This window comes from Janthinobacterium sp. RA13, from assembly GCF_000745325.1.
Taxonomy (GTDB): Bacteria; Pseudomonadota; Gammaproteobacteria; order Burkholderiales; family Burkholderiaceae_D; genus Janthinobacterium; species Janthinobacterium rivuli.
This window is the reverse complement of the sequence record NZ_JQNP01000001.1, coordinates 1,982,064-1,997,823: the sequence shown is the minus strand read 5'-3', so window position 1 is coordinate 1,997,823 and position 15,760 is coordinate 1,982,064. Positions and strand designations below refer to the sequence as shown.

Here is a 15,760-nt window from a genome sequence, read left to right as displayed (position 1 = left end):
TGCAGGCAAAACGGCGCATCCATGGTGCCATGGATTGCTGCGGGGAACCAGTGTCTATGAACGACTATTTTAAAAATAACATGTTTTTCAAATATTGTTTGCTGGAATAGAGTCAGGCCGCAGAATCTGCGGCGTGTTGCGCCCTCAAGGGGCGCCAGGCCCGAGCAATGCACTCACTGTGAGCCGCGTCCTGTCGACATCGCCGCCGTCAGGGTGATAAATCCACAATGTATCGTTGTCGCGGCTGTCGATGAACAGGATGCGCGTGGCTTCCTCGCCGATGGCCAGGCAAGCTGCCAGCTCGGCAGGACTGAACGGTGCCGCCTGCTTCGAACCAGTTCCCGCCGCTTGCGCCAGGGCCAGCGCAAAGCCTGCCAGCTGCCGGACTGCCAGATAGCTGCTTCCATCCACATCGACGTCCTGACACAGCTGGTCCAGGCTGTACAGCGTGAAGTGATCTTCATCCGTGAAAATCGCCACATCGGAACGCGATTTTCCACTGCGCAGGTGCTCGAGATAGGCCAGGGGCAGGGCCACTTTTTCCCTTGCCAGCAATTTTTCCAGCTGCTTGCCGCTTTTCTTCGCTACCCGCGCGGCCTTCGGCGCGACCGCCTCGCAAGCCTGCGCCGTCCAGGCGACGGGATTGAACTGGAACATCCTTGCACATGCGGGGCAGTGCAGGAACATGAAGGTCATTTTTTTGGCGATAGCCGTTGTTAAAAACGCGCCATCCGCGGCATCCATTGCGCTGGGGGCGAAGCGGCGCCCGCAGTCGCCGTCGTAGGGGCACGTGATTTCAGGCATGGACGTATTTCTCCATGCGCAAAGCGATTTCCTCTTTTTCTTGCGGATAAGATGCCTTGGGGTTTCTTTCCCAGTAGGCAATGCCTTCGTTCAAGGCCCACAAGGCTTGTTCCTGCTTGCCGGCCATCAGATAAAAGTCGCAGGCCCTGGCATGCGAGTCGTGCGTTTCAACCAGGGCCAGGGCCGCATTTTCCCAGTTGGAATGGTGGTCTAGCCAGGGAAGGGCCAACTCCAGCAGATTGTCCCGCAGGCAGGCCATGACTGTTGCCCGATGGGCCGGATCGACGAGCTGGTGTTCTTTGTCCTGTTTGCCATCGATGACAGGGAATTGCCAGTTTTTGATATTCCAGTCCGCCACCTCGCCAACGATATTGTTGACAGGTTCATAGCCGTAACGGGCCTTGTGCCAGCTTGTACAGGCTCTGGACGAGACCTGATAGTGGCTCCAGAATGCTGCGCAGACATCCTCTTCGTTATGGCGGTTGGCCTGGAAATGGATGGCCTGGACGAATTCGTCCTGTGCGCGCTTGAAGGTCAGCTGGCTAGGCGAGAACTTGAAGCCAGCTGCGCTCAGCGGCTCCAGCAAGAATTCTTCAATATTGGCGATGATCAGCGCTTTTGGTTTCATTCCATTTCCTGGCATGGGTTGGCGGCGTTGCCATGTTGCCATAGGTCAGTGCCAGCAAACCTAGCGGCGGGCAATCGTGCGAGCGAAAACCTGCCGCTATTTCTCCTGCGCGCCTCAAGGCGCAAGGTGGTGGCCAGGCAGCTTCGCCACCACCTTGATTTCGAACTGGAAACCATACAGCCACGTCACGCCCACGGCCGTGACCGTCGGGTGCGGCGCCTGGCCCCAATACTCTGCCTGCACGATATCCCAGATGCGCTGGAAGTTAGCCTGCGGGTCGACGATAAAAATGGTCACGTCCTGCACGTCGTCGAAAGTGCAGCCGGCGGCTTGCAAGATGGCGTTCAGGTTGTCGAAGGCGCGCCGGACCTGGGCCTCGATACCGGGTTCGGGCGAGCCGTCTTCGCGGCTGCCGACCTGGCCGGAGACAAACAGCAGGCCGTTGGCGCGCACGGCGGGCGAATAACGGTTCTGTTCATACAGGGCCTGGCGGCCCGGAGGGAATACGACGTCGCGTTTCATCAGTTTTCCTTTTTGATGCAGCGAAGTTGCTGCCTGGAGAACACTTTATCTGCTGCCGGCCTGCTGATAAAGCGGCCAGAATCGTCTGCACTGTTTGTATAATCCAAACAATCGAATGGCTGAGGTGCGGATGGACAGGTTTGATGCGATGAAGGCGTTCGTGCGGGTGGTCGAGACAGGCAGTTTTACGCGGGCTGCCGCGACCTTGCACATGAGCCGCACCACGGTGACGCAGCTGGTGCAGCAGCTCGAGGCGCGGCTGCGCCTGAAACTGCTGAACCGCACCACGCGCAAGGTCAATGTGACGGCCGATGGCGCCGCCTACTACGAGCGCATCGTGCAGGTGCTCGATACCCTGGAAGAAATCGAAACGAGCTTGCCGCACGCCGCCGCCTTGCCGCGGGGCCAGTTGCGGGTGGACGTGCCCAGTCCGCTCGCCGCCTTGCTGCTGGTGCCGGCGCTGCCCGGGTTTCATGCGCTGTATCCCGATATTGTGCTCGACATGGGCGCCAGCGACCGCATGGTCGACGTGATCGCCGACAATGTCGATTGCGTGATACGCGGCGGTGCCATCACCGACCAGTCGCTGATGGCGCGCAAGCTCGCCGACTTGCCGCTGGGCGTGTATGCGGCGCCAGCCTACCTGGAACGGGTGGGCACGCCCTTGCATCCGCTGGACTTGCAGGACAGCGCGCACCGCATCGTGCGCTTTCGCTGGGGGCGCAGCGGCAACGGCTTTCCCTACGTGATGCACCGCGAGGGCCAGAGCGTCAAAATCCATGGCCAGTACGTGCTGTCGATCGACGACGGCAACGCCTACCTGGCGGCCGGGGTGGCGGGGCTGGGCGTGCTGTGGCTGCCCGATTATATGGCGCGCCCGCACGTGGCCAGGGGCGAGCTGCTGCCGCTGTTCGAAGCATGGACGGTCGATCCCATGCCGCTCTATCTCGCCTATCCGCCGAATCGCCATGTCAGCAAGAAACTGCGCGTCTTTATCGACTGGGTGGCCGAACTGATGGCCCAGAATGCCGCCCGTCCTGCCGCCATCACGGCAACTGATTGACCCACACGGGTGCCGACCAGACGATGTTGCCATCGTCCTGCGTCAGGCGCGCGTAATAGAAATGGGGGCCGGGCGCGGGCGTGACGGTGAGCTCGGCCTGGTCCGAGATGGGGGTAACGGAACCGTTGCCGCCCGGTACGCCGTGGAAGATGGCGACGTCGGCCGCTTGCCGTCCCGCGCTGTTGCTGAAGCTGGTGGCCAGGTGCAGGGGGCCGCGGTTGTCGAAGCGCTCGCCCATCAGCTTGCCATTCGCCGTGAACAGCAGTTGTGCGTGCTTGTCCATGGTGGCGTAGACGCGGCGCGCGCGCAGCGCGTCGAGGAAACCGTCGCGTGACACGGGCGTGCCGGCGGCCGGGCTGGCCACCAGCACGGCCGTGCGGTTGCCATACGAGGCGCCCCAGTTGGCGCAGTGGTTGTCCTGGTTGCTGCTGAAAGCCACGTGGTAGCCGGCCGCCAGGGCCCGGTTGCAGGCTGCCTCGTAATTGCTGCGCCGGTTTTCCGTTTCCTCGTCATTCGTGGAAAACGCGGACGTGTTCATGACTTCGCACAGCACCATGGCCGCGTCGCCGTCCGGCGTGTAGCCGAGCGGCTGGCCGTTGACGAGAAACTGGCCTGTATAGGCGGGATGGTTGAACTGGCCGATCCAGCCCCGTTCGCGCATCAAGCTGTACAGGCCCGCGTAATCGCCCTTCGGCGTTTCCACGTCGGCCAGCAATTCGCCCAGGGCATTGCGTTCCCAGCCCAGCAATTGCTCGCTATTGAAAATGTTCAGGTGGCCGCCCTTGTTGATGACGCCCCATTCCATGCCGTACAGGGCCAGAAAGCCGGGGTGGGCGGCCGAATACGCGGCCGCTTCGGCCAGCCCCGTCTGGTACAGGGCTGTCGCTTCGGCGGCAGTGGCAGCGGCGTTGGTGCCGTCCGAGCCGTCGTACATGTGATTGTGCTCGGATGTCAGCAGGGCGTCGAGTCCGTGTTCTTGCGCATATTTATAGGCATCGATGGGGCCGAAGGGCGCCGTTTGCGGGTCTTGCGCGCCACGGCAGGCGTCGAGCGCCGCGCCGCCGTCGCTGTGGCGCGTCTGGCTATGCAGGTTGGCGTAGACGATGCGGTAGGCGGGCTGGCCTTCCAGGCTGGGCAGTTGTTGCAGGCCGGCCTGGAAGGCGGGTACCCTGGGCGCCGTGCTGGCGCCACGCTTCACCTGGACGTGCCATTGCTGTTCCACCTGCGCTTGCTGCGGCGTGCCGGCATCGGCCACGGCCAGCAGGCGCAGTTCGTACAAGCCTTCCGGCGCCAGCACGCGCCGTTCGCGCGCATCGGCGTCGGCGCGGCCATCCCAGGGCAAGTTCACGCTTTTGCCTTTGGTCCCCACCTGTTCCGTGCCCGACCAGCGCCGCAGCACGGCCCCTTGCGGCCCCGGGCCGGACAAGGTCAGGCTCCAGCGCACGGCATGGCTGCGCCCTTCGTCGGGATAGGCGAGGCGCAGGACAAATGTGCGCGCCTGCGTGACCCGCTCGCCGCGCGCGGCGTGGAAGGGCGCGACGACGGTGGCATCGAGCTCGCTGTGTTCCTTCGGCTCTTGCGCGGCGGCAGTGTTGCTCCATGTTATGAGCAGCAGCCCGGCACACGCACATGCCAGCCATGGCGGCCAAGGTGGCCTTAAGCGTCGTCGTCGCAGTGTCTTGACCATCGTGGCCTCCCGCTACTGCTTCAGATGTGGTTTAGACAAGAAATGCCACGTACTGGTTCCCGCATGCACCAGCAAGTGGCGTGCTTGCACCGTGATTGGCCATGATCTGGCGCAAACCTCGTATCGATAAGGGCGTTTGCCCGTGCGGCAAGCTGGCACGGCGCTTGCTACACAAGAGTTACGGATCAACGGCGATCCCCTGAATAAACGCACAACGGTCCAACGACGGACCACATGGACAACGGCGTCCGCCCAGGCTGATTTTTCATCGGCGGGGGCGGGCGCCGTTTTTGTTTGCATTTTTGTTATTTTCGGGATACTTCGGGAACCTATATGGCCAGCCAAAAAGCAACGCGCATCGCGCTCTTCTCCCTCGCCACGCCGCCCATGCGCGCATTCCACCTGACGTGGATGGCATTCTTCGTGTGTTTCTTCGCCTGGTTCGCCTGCGCTCCCCTGATGCCGGTCATCAAGGGCGAGTTCGGCCTTTCCTTGGCGCAAGTGGCCAACATCAATATCGCGGCCGTCGCCATCACCATCCTCGTGCGTCTGATCGTCGGGCCCTTGTGCGACCGCTACGGCCCGCGCAAGACCTACACGGGCTTGCTGCTGCTGGGCGCCATTCCCGTGCTGGGCGTGGCCGCTTCGCAAAGCTATGAAAGCTTTCTGTTCTTCCGCCTGGGCATCGGCGCCGTCGGCGCCAGCTTTGTCATCACGCAATATCACACCTCCGTGATGTTCGCCCCGCGTGTTGTCGGCACGGCCAACGCGGCGGCCGCCGGCTGGGGCAATGCGGGCGGCGGTGCGGCGCAGGCGCTGATGCCCCTGCTGCTGGGCGCCGTAGTCATGCTGGGCGTGTCCGAATCGCTGGGCTGGCGCGTGGCCCTGCTGGTGCCGGGCGTGCTGATGCTGGTGATGGCCGTTCTCTACTGGCGCTATACGCAGGATTGCCCTGAAGGGAATTACTCGGACTTGCGCGCCGCAGGCACCGCCATCGAGGGTGGTAAAAAGGGGGGCTGGGACAGCTTCAAGGCGGCCAGTTCCAACTACCGCGTCTGGCTGCTGTTCGTCACCTACGGGGCCTGCTTCGGCATCGAAATCTTCATCCACAATATCGCCGCCGTGTACTACGTCGACCATTTCGGCCTGTCCCTGAAATCGGCCGGCCTGGCCGCCGGCAGCTTCGGCTTGCTGGCGCTGTTTGCCCGCGCCTTGGGCGGCTGGATGTCGGATAAATTGGCCCTGCGCGGCAACCTGAACAGCCGCGTCACCCTGCTGTTCATGCTGATGATCGGCGAAGGCGTGGGCCTGCTGTGGTTTGCCAAGGTCGATAGCGTCACCTGGGCCGTCATCGCCATGCTGGTCTTCGGCCTGTTCACTCACATGGCGTGCGGCGCGACCTACGCGCTGGTGCCTTTCATCGACAGCAAGGCCCTGGGCGGCGTGGCCGGCATCATCGGCGCGGGCGGCAACGTGGGCGCCGTGGCGGCCGGATTCCTGATGAAGGGCACGGGCGACATCCGCCAGACCCTGATCATCCTGAGCGCCTTGGTCGTGATCTCGGCCCTGTGCGCCATCGCCGTGCGCTTTACCCGTGCAGCGGCCGAACCGAACATGGCCGCGGCCTGAGGAGACAAGCATGAACCACCCCTTGAACATCGTCGTCCTTGGCCATGGCATGGTCGGACACAAATTCCTTGAACGCCTGGCGCTGGAAAACAACACGCGCCTGTCCGTGACGGTCTTGTGCGAAGAGCCGCGCCCCGCCTACGACAGGGTGCACCTGTCCGAATTTTTCAGCGGCAAATCGGCGGAAGACCTGTCCCTGGTGGCGCCCGGCTTCTTCGACAAGGGCAACGTCGTCCTGAAGCTCAATGCGCGCGCCGTGTCCATCGACCGCGCGGCCAAAACCGTCACGGCCAGCACCGGTGAAGTGCTGGCCTACGACAAGCTGGTGTTCGCCACCGGCTCGACGCCGTTCGTGCCGCCGCTGCCGGGCAAGGATAGAGATGGCTGCTTCGTCTACCGCACCATCGAAGACCTGGAAGCCATGCTGGCCTGGGGTGGAAAGTCCACCACGGGCGTGGTGATCGGCGGGGGATTGCTGGGCCTCGAATGCGCGAAAGCCTTGCGCGATTTGAAGCTCGACACCCACGTGGTGGAATTCGCGCCGCGCCTGATGGCCGTGCAGGTCGACGAAGGCGGCGCGCGCGTCCTGCGCCGCAAGATCGAAGAGCTGGGCGTGACCGTGCACACGCAAAAGAACACCTTGGCCATCGTCGATGGCGAGGCTGCCACGCACCGCATGCAGTTCGCCGACGGCAGCCACCTGGAAGCGGACATGATCGTCTTCTCGGCCGGCATCCGCCCGCGCGATGAATTGGCGCGCGCCTGCGGCCTGGAGGTGGGGCCACGCGGCGGCATCGCCATCGACGACAGCTGCGTCACGTCCGACCCGGATATTTACGCGATCGGCGAATGCGCGCTGTGGGGCGGCCTGGTCTTCGGCCTGGTGGCGCCAGGCTACGAAATGGCCCGCATCGCGGCGCGCCACCTGTTGCAGGAAGAGGGCGAAGCCACGTTCAAGGGCGCCGACATGAGCACCAAGCTCAAACTGATGGGCGTGGACGTGGCCAGCCTGGGCGACCCGCACGGCAATGCGCCGGGCAGCCGCTCCTACCAGTTCATGGATGAACGCAAGCAGATCTACAAGAAAATCGTCGTCTCCGATTGCGGCAAATATCTGCTGGGCGGCGTGATGGTGGGCGACGCCAGCGAATATGGCACCTTGCTGCAGATGATGCTCAATAAAATCGAGCTGCCCGAATTCCCCGAATTTCTCATTTTGCCGCAGGCCGACGGCCAGCAAAAGGTCGGCCTGGGCGTGGACGCCTTGCCCGAGTCGGCGCAAATCTGCTCGTGCAACGACGTGTCGAAGGGCGCGCTGTGCGCGGCCGTCGCCGATGGCGCCACCACCATAGCTGCCCTGAAAAGCTGCACGAAGGCCGGCACCGCGTGCGGCGGCTGCGTGCCTTTGGTCACGCAGATCATGAAGGCGGAAATGCAGAAGCAGGGCCTGGCCGTCAACAACCACGTGTGCGAGCACTTTGCGTACTCGCGCCAGGAATTGCACCACCTGGTCCGCGTGGGCAAAATCCGCAGCTTCGGCGAACTCCTGGGCGCGCATGGCCAGGGCCTTGGTTGCGACGTGTGCAAACCCGTGGCGGCGAATATCCTCGCTTCGTGCTGGAACGATTTCGTGCTGTCGCCCGTGCACGCCAGCCTGCAGGACAGTAACGATTACTTCCTCGGCAATATCCAGAAGGATGGCACGTACTCGGTGGTGCCGCGCATGCCGGGCGGCGAAGTGACGGCCGACGGCTTGATCGCCGTGGGCATGGTGGCGAAAAAATATGGTCTCTACACGAAAATCACGGGCGGCCAGCGGGTCGACCTGTTCGGCGCAAGAGTCGACCAGTTGCCGGCCATCTGGGAAGAACTGATCGCGGCCGGCTTCGAGTCGGGCCACGCCTACGGCAAGTCGCTGCGCACGGTGAAATCGTGCGTCGGCTCCACCTGGTGCCGCTATGGCGTGGCCGACAGCGTGGGCTTTGCCATCCAGCTGGAAAACCGCTACAAGGGCTTGCGCACGCCGCACAAGATCAAGTTCGGCGTCTCCGGCTGCACGCGCGAATGCGCCGAGGCGCAGGGCAAGGACATCGGCCTGATCGCCACGGAAAAGGGCTGGAATTTGTACGTGTGCGGCAATGGCGGCATGAAGCCGCGCCATGCGGAACTGATCGCCTCCGATCTTGATGAAGCCACGCTGGTGCGCTATGTCGACCGCTTCCTGATGTTTTACGTGCGCACGGCCGACCGCCTGCAACGCACCAGCGTATGGCGCGACAACCTGGAAGGCGGTCTCGATTATCTCAAGCGCGTCATCATCGACGACAGCCTGGGCATGGCGGCGGAACTGGAAGCGGACATGCAGCACGTGGTCGACACCTACGCCTGCGAGTGGAAGGAAGCCGTGTCCAACCCCGCCGTGCGCCAGCGCTTCCGCCACTTCGTCAATAGCGAGAAGAACGATGAAAACGTGGTGTTCGTCGAAGAGCGGGGCCAGATCCGGCCCGCCACCGAGATGGAACGCCGCAGCACCGTGATCCCCATCCTTGCCGTGGAGGCTTGAGCCATGAATGCGATGAATGAACTTTCCGGCGCCAGCGCCGACAACTGGGTCGCCATCTGCCCCTTGGCCGACATCGTGCCCGACACGGGCGTGTGTGCGCTGCTGAATGGGCGCCACGTGGCCGTCTTCCGCGTCGGCGATGCGGCACCGCGCGTGTACGCCATCGACAATGTCGACCCGAACGCGGGCGCTTCCGTCCTCTCGCGGGGTCTCGTCGGCAGCATCGGCGAGCGCGTCGTGGTGGCCTCGCCCATCTACAAGCAGCACTTCGACCTGGCCAGCGGCGAGTGCATCGAAGCGCCCGAGCATTCCGTCGCTGCGTGGCCCGCGCGCGTGTTTGCCGACATGGTGTGGGTGGCCATATGAACACCGCCGCGCGGCCGTCTTTAGTCGTGGTTGGCAACGGCATGGCCGGCATGCGCACGGTCGAGGAACTGTTGAAACTCGCGCCGGACCTGTACGACATCACCGTATTCGGCGCCGAACCGCACGGCAATTACAACCGCATCCTGCTCTCCCCGGTGCTGGCCGGCGAAAAGTCGGTGGACGACATCATGCTGCACACGCGCGACTGGTATGCGCACAACGGCATCACCCTGCACGCGGGCGACCCCGTGGTGCGCATCGACCGCAAGGCGCGCACCGTGCAATCGCTGTCGGGCATCACGGTTGCCTATGATCGCCTGCTGCTGGCCACCGGTTCCACGCCCTTCATCGTGCCCGTGCCGGGCCACGAACTGCCCGGCGTGATCGGTTTTCGTGACATCAGCGACGTCGATACCATGCTGCAGGCGGCGCGCACGCACCGCCACGCGGTGGTCATCGGCGGCGGCTTGCTGGGACTGGAAGCGGCCAACGGCTTGCAGCGCCAGGGCATGGACGTCACCGTCGTGCACATGAGCGGCGCCCTGATGAACCAGCAGCTCGATGCGCCCGCGTCGATGCTGCTGAAAGCGGCGCTGGAAGCGCGCGGCCTGCGGTTTTTGATGCAGGCGCAAACGGCTGAAATTGTCGGCACCGACCGCGTGCAGGGCGTGCGCTTTGCCGATGGCACGTCGATCCCCGCCGACCTGGTGGTGATGACGGCCGGCGTGCGCCCCAACATCGCCCTGGCGCAAGCGGCCGGCTTGCACTGCGAACGGGCCATCGTCGTCGACGACTGCCTGCAAAGCTACGACCCGCGCGTGTACGCCGTGGGCGAATGCGTGCAGCACCGGCGCGCCACCTTCGGCCTGGTCGCGCCGATCTGGGAACAGGCGCGCGTGTGCGGCGCGCACCTGGCCGGCGCGGGCCACCGCCGCTACGTGCAGCAAGCCAGCGCCACCAAACTGAAAGTGACGGGCATCGACCTGTATTCGGCCGGCGACATCATCGGCGGCGAGGGCAGCGAAGACCTGGTGCTGCGCGATCCGCGCCGCGGCGTCTACAAGCGCCTGGTGGTGCAGGGCAACCGCCTGGCTGGCGCCGTGCTGTATGGCGACGTGCAGGACGGTCCCTGGTATTTCGACCTGATCCAGCAGCGCCGCGACATCAGCAAGCTGCGCGCCCATTTATTGTTTGGCCAGGCGCTGTGCGCCCAGGCCGCCTGACAGGACCTCCCCATGACAAGCTGCACGCCCGTAAAAACCACTTGCCCGTATTGCGGCGTCGGCTGCGGCGTGGAAGCGACACGCCTGCCCGACGGCGCCATCCGCATCGCCGGCGACACCAACCATCCGGCCAACCAGGGCCGCCTGTGCGTGAAAGGCTCGGCCCTGGGCGACACCCTGGACCTCGACAACCGTTTGCTGCAGCCGCAGGTGCGCGTCGATGGCGTCCTGCGGCGCGCTTCCTGGGATGCCGCGCTGGACCAAGTGGCCGGCGGCCTGCGCGCCATCATCAACGAGCACGGCCCCGACGCCGTGGCCCTGTATGTCTCGGGCCAGCTGCTGACGGAAGACTATTACGTCGCCAATAAATTCATGAAGGGCTATGTGGGCAGCGCGAATATCGACACCAATTCGCGCCTGTGCATGTCGTCGGCCGTGGCGGGACACAAGCGCGCGTTCGGCGAGGATATCGTGCCGGGCTGCTATGAAGACCTGGAACTGGCGGACATGGTGGTGCTGGTGGGCTCGAACACGGCCTGGTGCCACCCGATCCTGTTCCAGCGCATCACGCGTATCAAGGAAAGCCGGCCGCACATGAAACTGGTGGTGATCGACCCGCGCCGCACGGCCACCTGCGAGCTGGCCGATTTGCACCTGCCCGTGAAACCGGGCACCGACGTGTGGCTGTTCAACGGTTTGCTGTGCTATCTGGCGAAGGAGGGCGTGATCGCCGATGATTTCGTCACGCGGCACAGTTCGGGTCTCGACGAGGCGCTGGCGGCCGCCCACGTGGACTGCGGCGATCCCTTGCAGGTGGCGGCCATCTGCAAGGTCGACCCGCAAGCCTTGCTGGCGTTCTACCAGGCGTTTGCCGCCACGCGCAAGGTGGTCACGGCCTTTTCGCAGGGCGTGAACCAGTCGTCCTCCGGCACGGACAAGGTCAACAGCATCATCAACTGCCATCTGGCGACGGGGCGCATCGGCCAGCCCGGCATGGGACCGTTTTCCCTCACGGGCCAGCCGAATGCCATGGGCGGGCGCGAAGTGGGCGGCCTGGCCAATATGCTGGCGGCGCACCTGGATCTCGAAAAACCGCTGCACCGCGAGGCCGTGCAAACCTTCTGGGACTCGCCGCGCATCGCCAGCCAGCCTGGCCTGAAGGCGGTCGACCTGTTCCACGCCATCGAGGCGGGTAAAGTGAAAGCCGTGTGGATCATCGCCACCAATCCCCTGGTCAGCATGCCGGACGCCGACCAGGTGCGCCGCGCGCTGGCCAGGTGTGAACTGGTGGTGGTGTCGGACATCAGCGCCGGGTCGGACACGAACGCGCATGCCGACGTGCTGCTGCCAGCCCTGGGCTGGGGTGAAAAGGATGGCACGGTGACCAATTCCGAGCGGCGCATCTCGCGCCAGCGGGCCTTTTTGCCGGCGCCCGGCGAAGCGCGCGCCGACTGGGACGTGCTGTGCGACGTGGCGCGGCGCATGGGCTATGCCGGCTTCGATTTCACGTCGCCGCAAGCCATCTTCGATGAACATGTGCGCCTGTCCGCTTTCCGCAACGACGGGGCCACAAAGCGCCTGTTCAATCTGTCGAACCTGGTGGCGCTGAGCGCAGCGCAATACGATGCCCTGGCGCCGCAGCAGTGGCCGCAGGATCAGGCGCGCCTGTTCGGCGATGGCCGCTTCGCGCATGCCGATGGGCGCGCGCGTTTCGTGGCGACGGCGCCGCGCGCGCCGCGCAACATGCCCGACGAGGACTATCCACTCATCCTGAATACGGGCCGGGTGCGCGACCAGTGGCACACGATGACGCGCACGGGCAAGGCGGCCAAACTGTCGGGCCACGTCGCCGAAGCATTCATCGACCTCCACCCGCAGGATGCGCTGCTGTACAGCGTGCGCGAAGGCGAGCTGGCGCGCATCACCAGCGCCTGGGGCGCGATGGTGGCGCGCGTCGTGCATGGCGGCGGCATCGCGCGCGGCCAGGTCTTCGTGCCGATCCACTGGAGCGACGCGAATGCGTCCGATGCGCGCGTGGGCGCCGTCGTCAACCCGGTCGTCGACCCCGTCTCGGGCGAACCCGAATTCAAGCATACGCCCGTGCGCATCGAGCAGTTCCGCGTGCACTGGCATGCGTTTGTGCTCAGCCGCACGCCCTTGAATCTGGACGGCGTGGCGCACTGGACGCGCATCCAGGGCGAGCAGTTCCTGCGCTACGAACTGGCCGGCCGCCAGCGTATCGAGGATCTGGGCGCCTGGGCGCGCGCGCTGCTCGGCGTCACGGACGACAATGCCGACTGGCTCGATTACGCGGACGCCAGCGCCGGCGTGTACCGCGCCGTGCACCTGGACGAGGGACGCATCGCGCAATGCGTGTATGTCTCGCCGCGTCCCGACCTGCCGTCGCGCAGCTGGCTGGCGGGCCTGTTCGCGCACGCGCAAATGGATGCGGCGGACCGCGCCGGCGTGCTGCTGGGCCAGCCTATCGGCAAGGGCGTCGACGCCGGTCCCACCGTGTGTTCGTGCTTTGGCGTGGGGCGCAACACCATTTGCGCCGCGATTCAGGAGCAAAAACTGACGACGACGGCGCAGGTGACGGCCTGCGTCAAGGCGGGCGGCAATTGCGGCTCCTGCGTGCCCGAGATACGACAGTTGCTGCTGGAGGCGCGCAGCGCAGCCTGATAATCTGTCCTTTCCTGCGCGGCTTTGTTATATTGCCAGCTCTACAAAAGAGAGGCAGTGTGATGACAGCAGGACAACACCCCACGGTCTGGCTGACGGGCTTGAGCGGCGCCGGAAAATCCAGTATCGCCGAGGCGCTGGCGCGCCGGCTCAAGGTGCAGGGCCGCGCCGTGACGGTGCTTGACGGCGACCAGCTGCGCCATGGCTTGAACCGCGACCTCGGTTTTACGCCCGAAGACCGGCATGAAAACATCCGCCGCACGGCCGAAGTGGCGCGCCTGATGAACGGGGCAGGCTTGATCGTCATCGCCGCCTTCATCTCGCCCAGCCGCGCCGACCGGGCCATGGCCGCCGCCATCATCGGCGCGGCGCATTTCATCGAAGTCCACGTCAGCACGCCGCTGGCCGTGTGCGAGGCGCGCGACGTCAAGGGCCTGTACGCGAAGGCGCGCGCGGGGCGGATCGCTGAATTCACGGGTGTGTCGGCCCCCTATGAAGCGCCGCTGGCCGCCGCGCTGACCCTGGATACGGGCACCCTGGCGCTGGAAGAATCGGTCGAGCGCCTGTGCCGGCATTTGCAGCAGCTGCCGTGACGACCTGGCGCACATGGCTGCGCCGGCGCCTGCCCGCCAGTCTGAAGGCGCGCATGAGCGTGGTCGTCTTCCTGCTCGTGCTGGGCGCGGTGGCCTCGCTGGCGCTGGCCACCCTGGCCGTGGCCGAGCGCGGCATGCGCGACGTGACGGGGCGCCAGCAGTACGTCTCGCTGTCCAGCGCCGCCGTCTTCATCGATGAAGAACTCGACGCGAAGCGCAATGTGCTGCGCGCGATGGCCGACAGCCTGGCGGCCGGCGGCGCGCACGACGGCGCCAGCCTGCAGCGTTTCCTGGCCGCGCAAACGGTGCTGGGCAAGGAGTTTTATTCGGCCGGCGTGGTCGGCCTCGACGGCGTCGTCCTGGCCAGCGTGAGTCCCTTCAAGCCGCAGGCGGGGCTGAACGTGAAGGGCCGTCCTTACTTTGAACAGACGCTGGCGACGCGGCGCTCGGTGATTTCCGCGCCGCTCAACGGCAGCATTTCCGGCATGCCCATCGTGGTGGTGACGCAGCCCGTGTTCGACGCGCAGGGCGGCGTGCGCTATGTGCTGGCGGCCAGCGTCAACTTGCGCCAGCCCGATTTCCTGGGCCGGCTGGGCGCCCTCAAGCCGGGCCCGGGCGGCTACCTGTACATCATGACCAGCACCGGCGTGATCGTCGAGCATCCCGACAAGTCGCGCATCATGCAGCATATCGAAGCGCACGGCCCCGTCAGCGTGCCCACGCGGCGCGCCATGCAGGGCTTCGAGGGCTGGCTGACGGGCACCACCACGCAAGGCGTCGATGCGCTGTTTGCCTACCACCGCATCGCCTCGACGGGCTGGATACTGGCGTCCGTGTATCCGATGCGCGACGCGTTCGCGCCGCTGCACGCGATCCGCAGCAAGATTCTGCTGGCCGCCGTGCTGCTGGCGGCGCTGGCGGGCCTGGCCGGCTGGCGCGTGGTACTGCGCCTGTTGCAGCCTTTGGCGCGCTTGCGCCACCAGGTGCATGAGATCCGTCGCCATCGCCTGGGGATCGACGTGCTGCAAATCGAGCGGCGCGACGAGATCGGCGACTTGAGCCGCGATTTCTATTCGCTGGTGGCCGAGCGTGAAATCGCCGAGGCGCAGACGCGCGACAGCGAGCGGCGTTTGAAACTGCTGACGGACCATGTGCCCGTGGTGATCGTCTACATCGACCGCGAGCACCGCTATCAGTTCATCAACGCGACGTTTGAAAAATGGTTCGGCAGGTCGCGGCAGGAGAGCATGATGCAGTCGATCCGCGACGTGCTGGGCGAGGAAGCCTACCAGCTGCGCGAGGAGTACCTGCTGCGCGCCTTCGCGGGCGAGGAAGTCGAGTATGAATTCTCCATCGGCGGCGAGGGCGATGCCGGCCAGCGCGCCTTCCAGACCAGCTACGTGCCCGACGTGGGCGAGAGCGGCGCGGTGGAAGGCGTGTATGGCCTGATCCACGAAATCACCAAGACCAAGGCGGTGCACACGGCGCTGCAGTTTGCCGCCGCCACCGACACCCTGACGGGCATCGCCAACCGGCGCCGCTTCGACGAGCAACTGGCGCAAAGCATGCAGCGCACGCGGGCCGCGCGCGCGCCGATGGCGCTGGCCTATCTCGACATCGACCGCTTCAAGGCCATCAACGACAGCCTGGGACACAAGGCGGGCGACGAGGTGCTGAAGGAATTCGCCGCGCGCCTGGTGCGCAGCGTGCGCGCCAGCGATCTGGTGGCGCGCCTGGCCGGCGATGAATTCGTGATCATTCTCGAAGGCGTGAACGGCGCGGCCGAAGTGCGCCAGGTCGGCGCCAAGATCATCGACGCCATCCGCCAGCCGTTCGCGCTGGCCAGCGGCCCGCTGGCGGTGACGACCAGCATCGGCATGGCCATCTTCCGCGAAGGCGCGCTGACGCCGGCGCAGCTGCTGGACCTGGCCGACCAGGCTTTGTATGCCGCCAAGGGGCAGGGCCGCGATGGCGTGGCCCTGCTCGAGGCGGCGCCTTAG

12 protein-coding genes are annotated in these 15,760 nt (G+C 65.2%); 8 read left to right on the top strand and 4 right to left on the bottom strand.

The genetic code is table 11. From position 1 onward, the window contains the following. Window positions 1–144 precede the first annotated feature (144 nt). The 3 genes from FG13_RS08730 to FG13_RS08720 form a co-directional block, all read right to left on the bottom strand. Window positions 145–804, bottom strand: coding sequence for a hypothetical protein (locus FG13_RS08730; protein WP_035820125.1), 660 nt, complete (start codon window positions 802–804; stop codon window positions 145–147). Then, window positions 797–1,432, bottom strand: coding sequence for a DUF4304 domain-containing protein (locus tag FG13_RS08725; RefSeq protein ID WP_035820123.1), 636 nt, complete (start codon window positions 1,430–1,432; stop codon window positions 797–799). The genes FG13_RS08730 and FG13_RS08725 overlap by 8 nt, the downstream gene beginning before the upstream one ends. A gap of 114 nt (window positions 1,433–1,546) precedes the next feature. Continuing rightward, on the bottom strand, window positions 1,547–1,957 hold the full coding sequence (locus FG13_RS08720) for a RidA family protein (protein ID WP_035820121.1): 411 nt from the start codon (window positions 1,955–1,957) through the stop codon (window positions 1,547–1,549). Window positions 1,958–2,084: 127 nt separating this feature from the next. Between FG13_RS08720 and FG13_RS08715 the strand changes: the two genes are divergently transcribed. Continuing rightward, on the top strand, window positions 2,085–3,017 hold the full coding sequence (locus FG13_RS08715) for a LysR family transcriptional regulator (protein WP_035820119.1): 933 nt from the start codon (window positions 2,085–2,087) through the stop codon (window positions 3,015–3,017). On the opposite strand, the gene FG13_RS08710 is transcribed toward FG13_RS08715, so the two are convergent. Further along, a complete protein-coding gene (locus FG13_RS08710; protein ID WP_035820115.1) occupies window positions 3,001–4,704 on the bottom strand; it encodes a CehA/McbA family metallohydrolase in 1,704 nt (567 codons plus the stop codon). The genes FG13_RS08715 and FG13_RS08710 overlap by 17 nt on opposite strands. Window positions 4,705–5,037: 333 nt before the next feature. Between FG13_RS08710 and FG13_RS08705 the strand changes: the two genes are divergently transcribed. The 7 genes from FG13_RS08705 to FG13_RS08675 all read left to right on the top strand — a co-directional run bounded on the left by FG13_RS08705 (window position 5,038) and on the right by FG13_RS08675 (window position 15,760). Then, complete coding sequence (locus FG13_RS08705; RefSeq protein WP_035820112.1) at window positions 5,038–6,333, top strand: MFS transporter; 1,296 nt, start codon at window positions 5,038–5,040, stop codon at window positions 6,331–6,333. A 10-nt stretch (window positions 6,334–6,343) separates the two neighbouring features. After that, on the top strand, window positions 6,344–8,896 hold the full coding sequence (nirB, locus tag FG13_RS08700) for a nitrite reductase large subunit NirB (RefSeq protein ID WP_035820109.1): 2,553 nt from the start codon (window positions 6,344–6,346) through the stop codon (window positions 8,894–8,896). 12 nt (window positions 8,897–8,908) lie between these two features. Beyond that, window positions 8,909–9,262, top strand: a complete 354-nt coding sequence (gene nirD, locus FG13_RS08695) for a nitrite reductase small subunit NirD (protein WP_035820104.1) — start codon at window positions 8,909–8,911, stop codon at window positions 9,260–9,262. Beyond that, the gene (locus FG13_RS08690; RefSeq protein WP_081922493.1) at window positions 9,259–10,485 is read left to right on the top strand and encodes an NAD(P)/FAD-dependent oxidoreductase; all 1,227 of its coding nucleotides are present in this window, start codon (window positions 9,259–9,261) and stop codon (window positions 10,483–10,485) included. Before nirD ends, FG13_RS08690 begins: the two co-directional genes overlap by 4 nt. A 12-nt stretch (window positions 10,486–10,497) precedes the next feature. Further along, a complete protein-coding gene (locus FG13_RS08685; RefSeq protein ID WP_035820102.1) occupies window positions 10,498–13,167 on the top strand; it encodes a nitrate reductase in 2,670 nt (889 codons plus the stop codon). Window positions 13,168–13,229: 62 nt separating this feature from the next. After that, window positions 13,230–13,760, top strand: coding sequence for an adenylyl-sulfate kinase (cysC, locus tag FG13_RS08680; protein ID WP_081922492.1), 531 nt, complete (start codon window positions 13,230–13,232; stop codon window positions 13,758–13,760). Further along, window positions 13,757–15,760 carry a diguanylate cyclase domain-containing protein gene (locus tag FG13_RS08675; RefSeq protein ID WP_051958784.1) on the top strand — a complete coding sequence of 668 codons (2,004 nt, stop codon included), beginning with the start codon at window positions 13,757–13,759 and terminating at the stop codon, window positions 15,758–15,760. Before cysC ends, FG13_RS08675 begins: the two co-directional genes overlap by 4 nt.

Coding starts and splice junctions, on each gene's coding strand:
- FG13_RS08730 (WP_035820125.1), bottom strand. CDS start 804: ATGCCTGAAATCACGTGCCCCTACGACGGCGACTGCGGGCGCCGCTTC.
- FG13_RS08725 (WP_035820123.1), bottom strand. CDS start 1,432: ATGAAACCAAAAGCGCTGATCATCGCCAATATTGAAGAATTCTTGCTG.
- FG13_RS08715 (WP_035820119.1), top strand. CDS start 2,085: ATGGACAGGTTTGATGCGATGAAGGCGTTCGTGCGGGTGGTCGAGACA.
- FG13_RS08710 (WP_035820115.1), bottom strand. CDS start 4,704: ATGGTCAAGACACTGCGACGACGACGCTTAAGGCCACCTTGGCCGCCA.
- FG13_RS08705 (WP_035820112.1), top strand. CDS start 5,038: ATGGCCAGCCAAAAAGCAACGCGCATCGCGCTCTTCTCCCTCGCCACG.
- nirB (WP_035820109.1), top strand. CDS start 6,344: ATGAACCACCCCTTGAACATCGTCGTCCTTGGCCATGGCATGGTCGGA.
- nirD (WP_035820104.1), top strand. CDS start 8,909: ATGAATGAACTTTCCGGCGCCAGCGCCGACAACTGGGTCGCCATCTGC.
- FG13_RS08690 (WP_081922493.1), top strand. CDS start 9,259: ATGAACACCGCCGCGCGGCCGTCTTTAGTCGTGGTTGGCAACGGCATG.
- FG13_RS08685 (WP_035820102.1), top strand. CDS start 10,498: ATGACAAGCTGCACGCCCGTAAAAACCACTTGCCCGTATTGCGGCGTC.
- cysC (WP_081922492.1), top strand. CDS start 13,230: ATGACAGCAGGACAACACCCCACGGTCTGGCTGACGGGCTTGAGCGGC.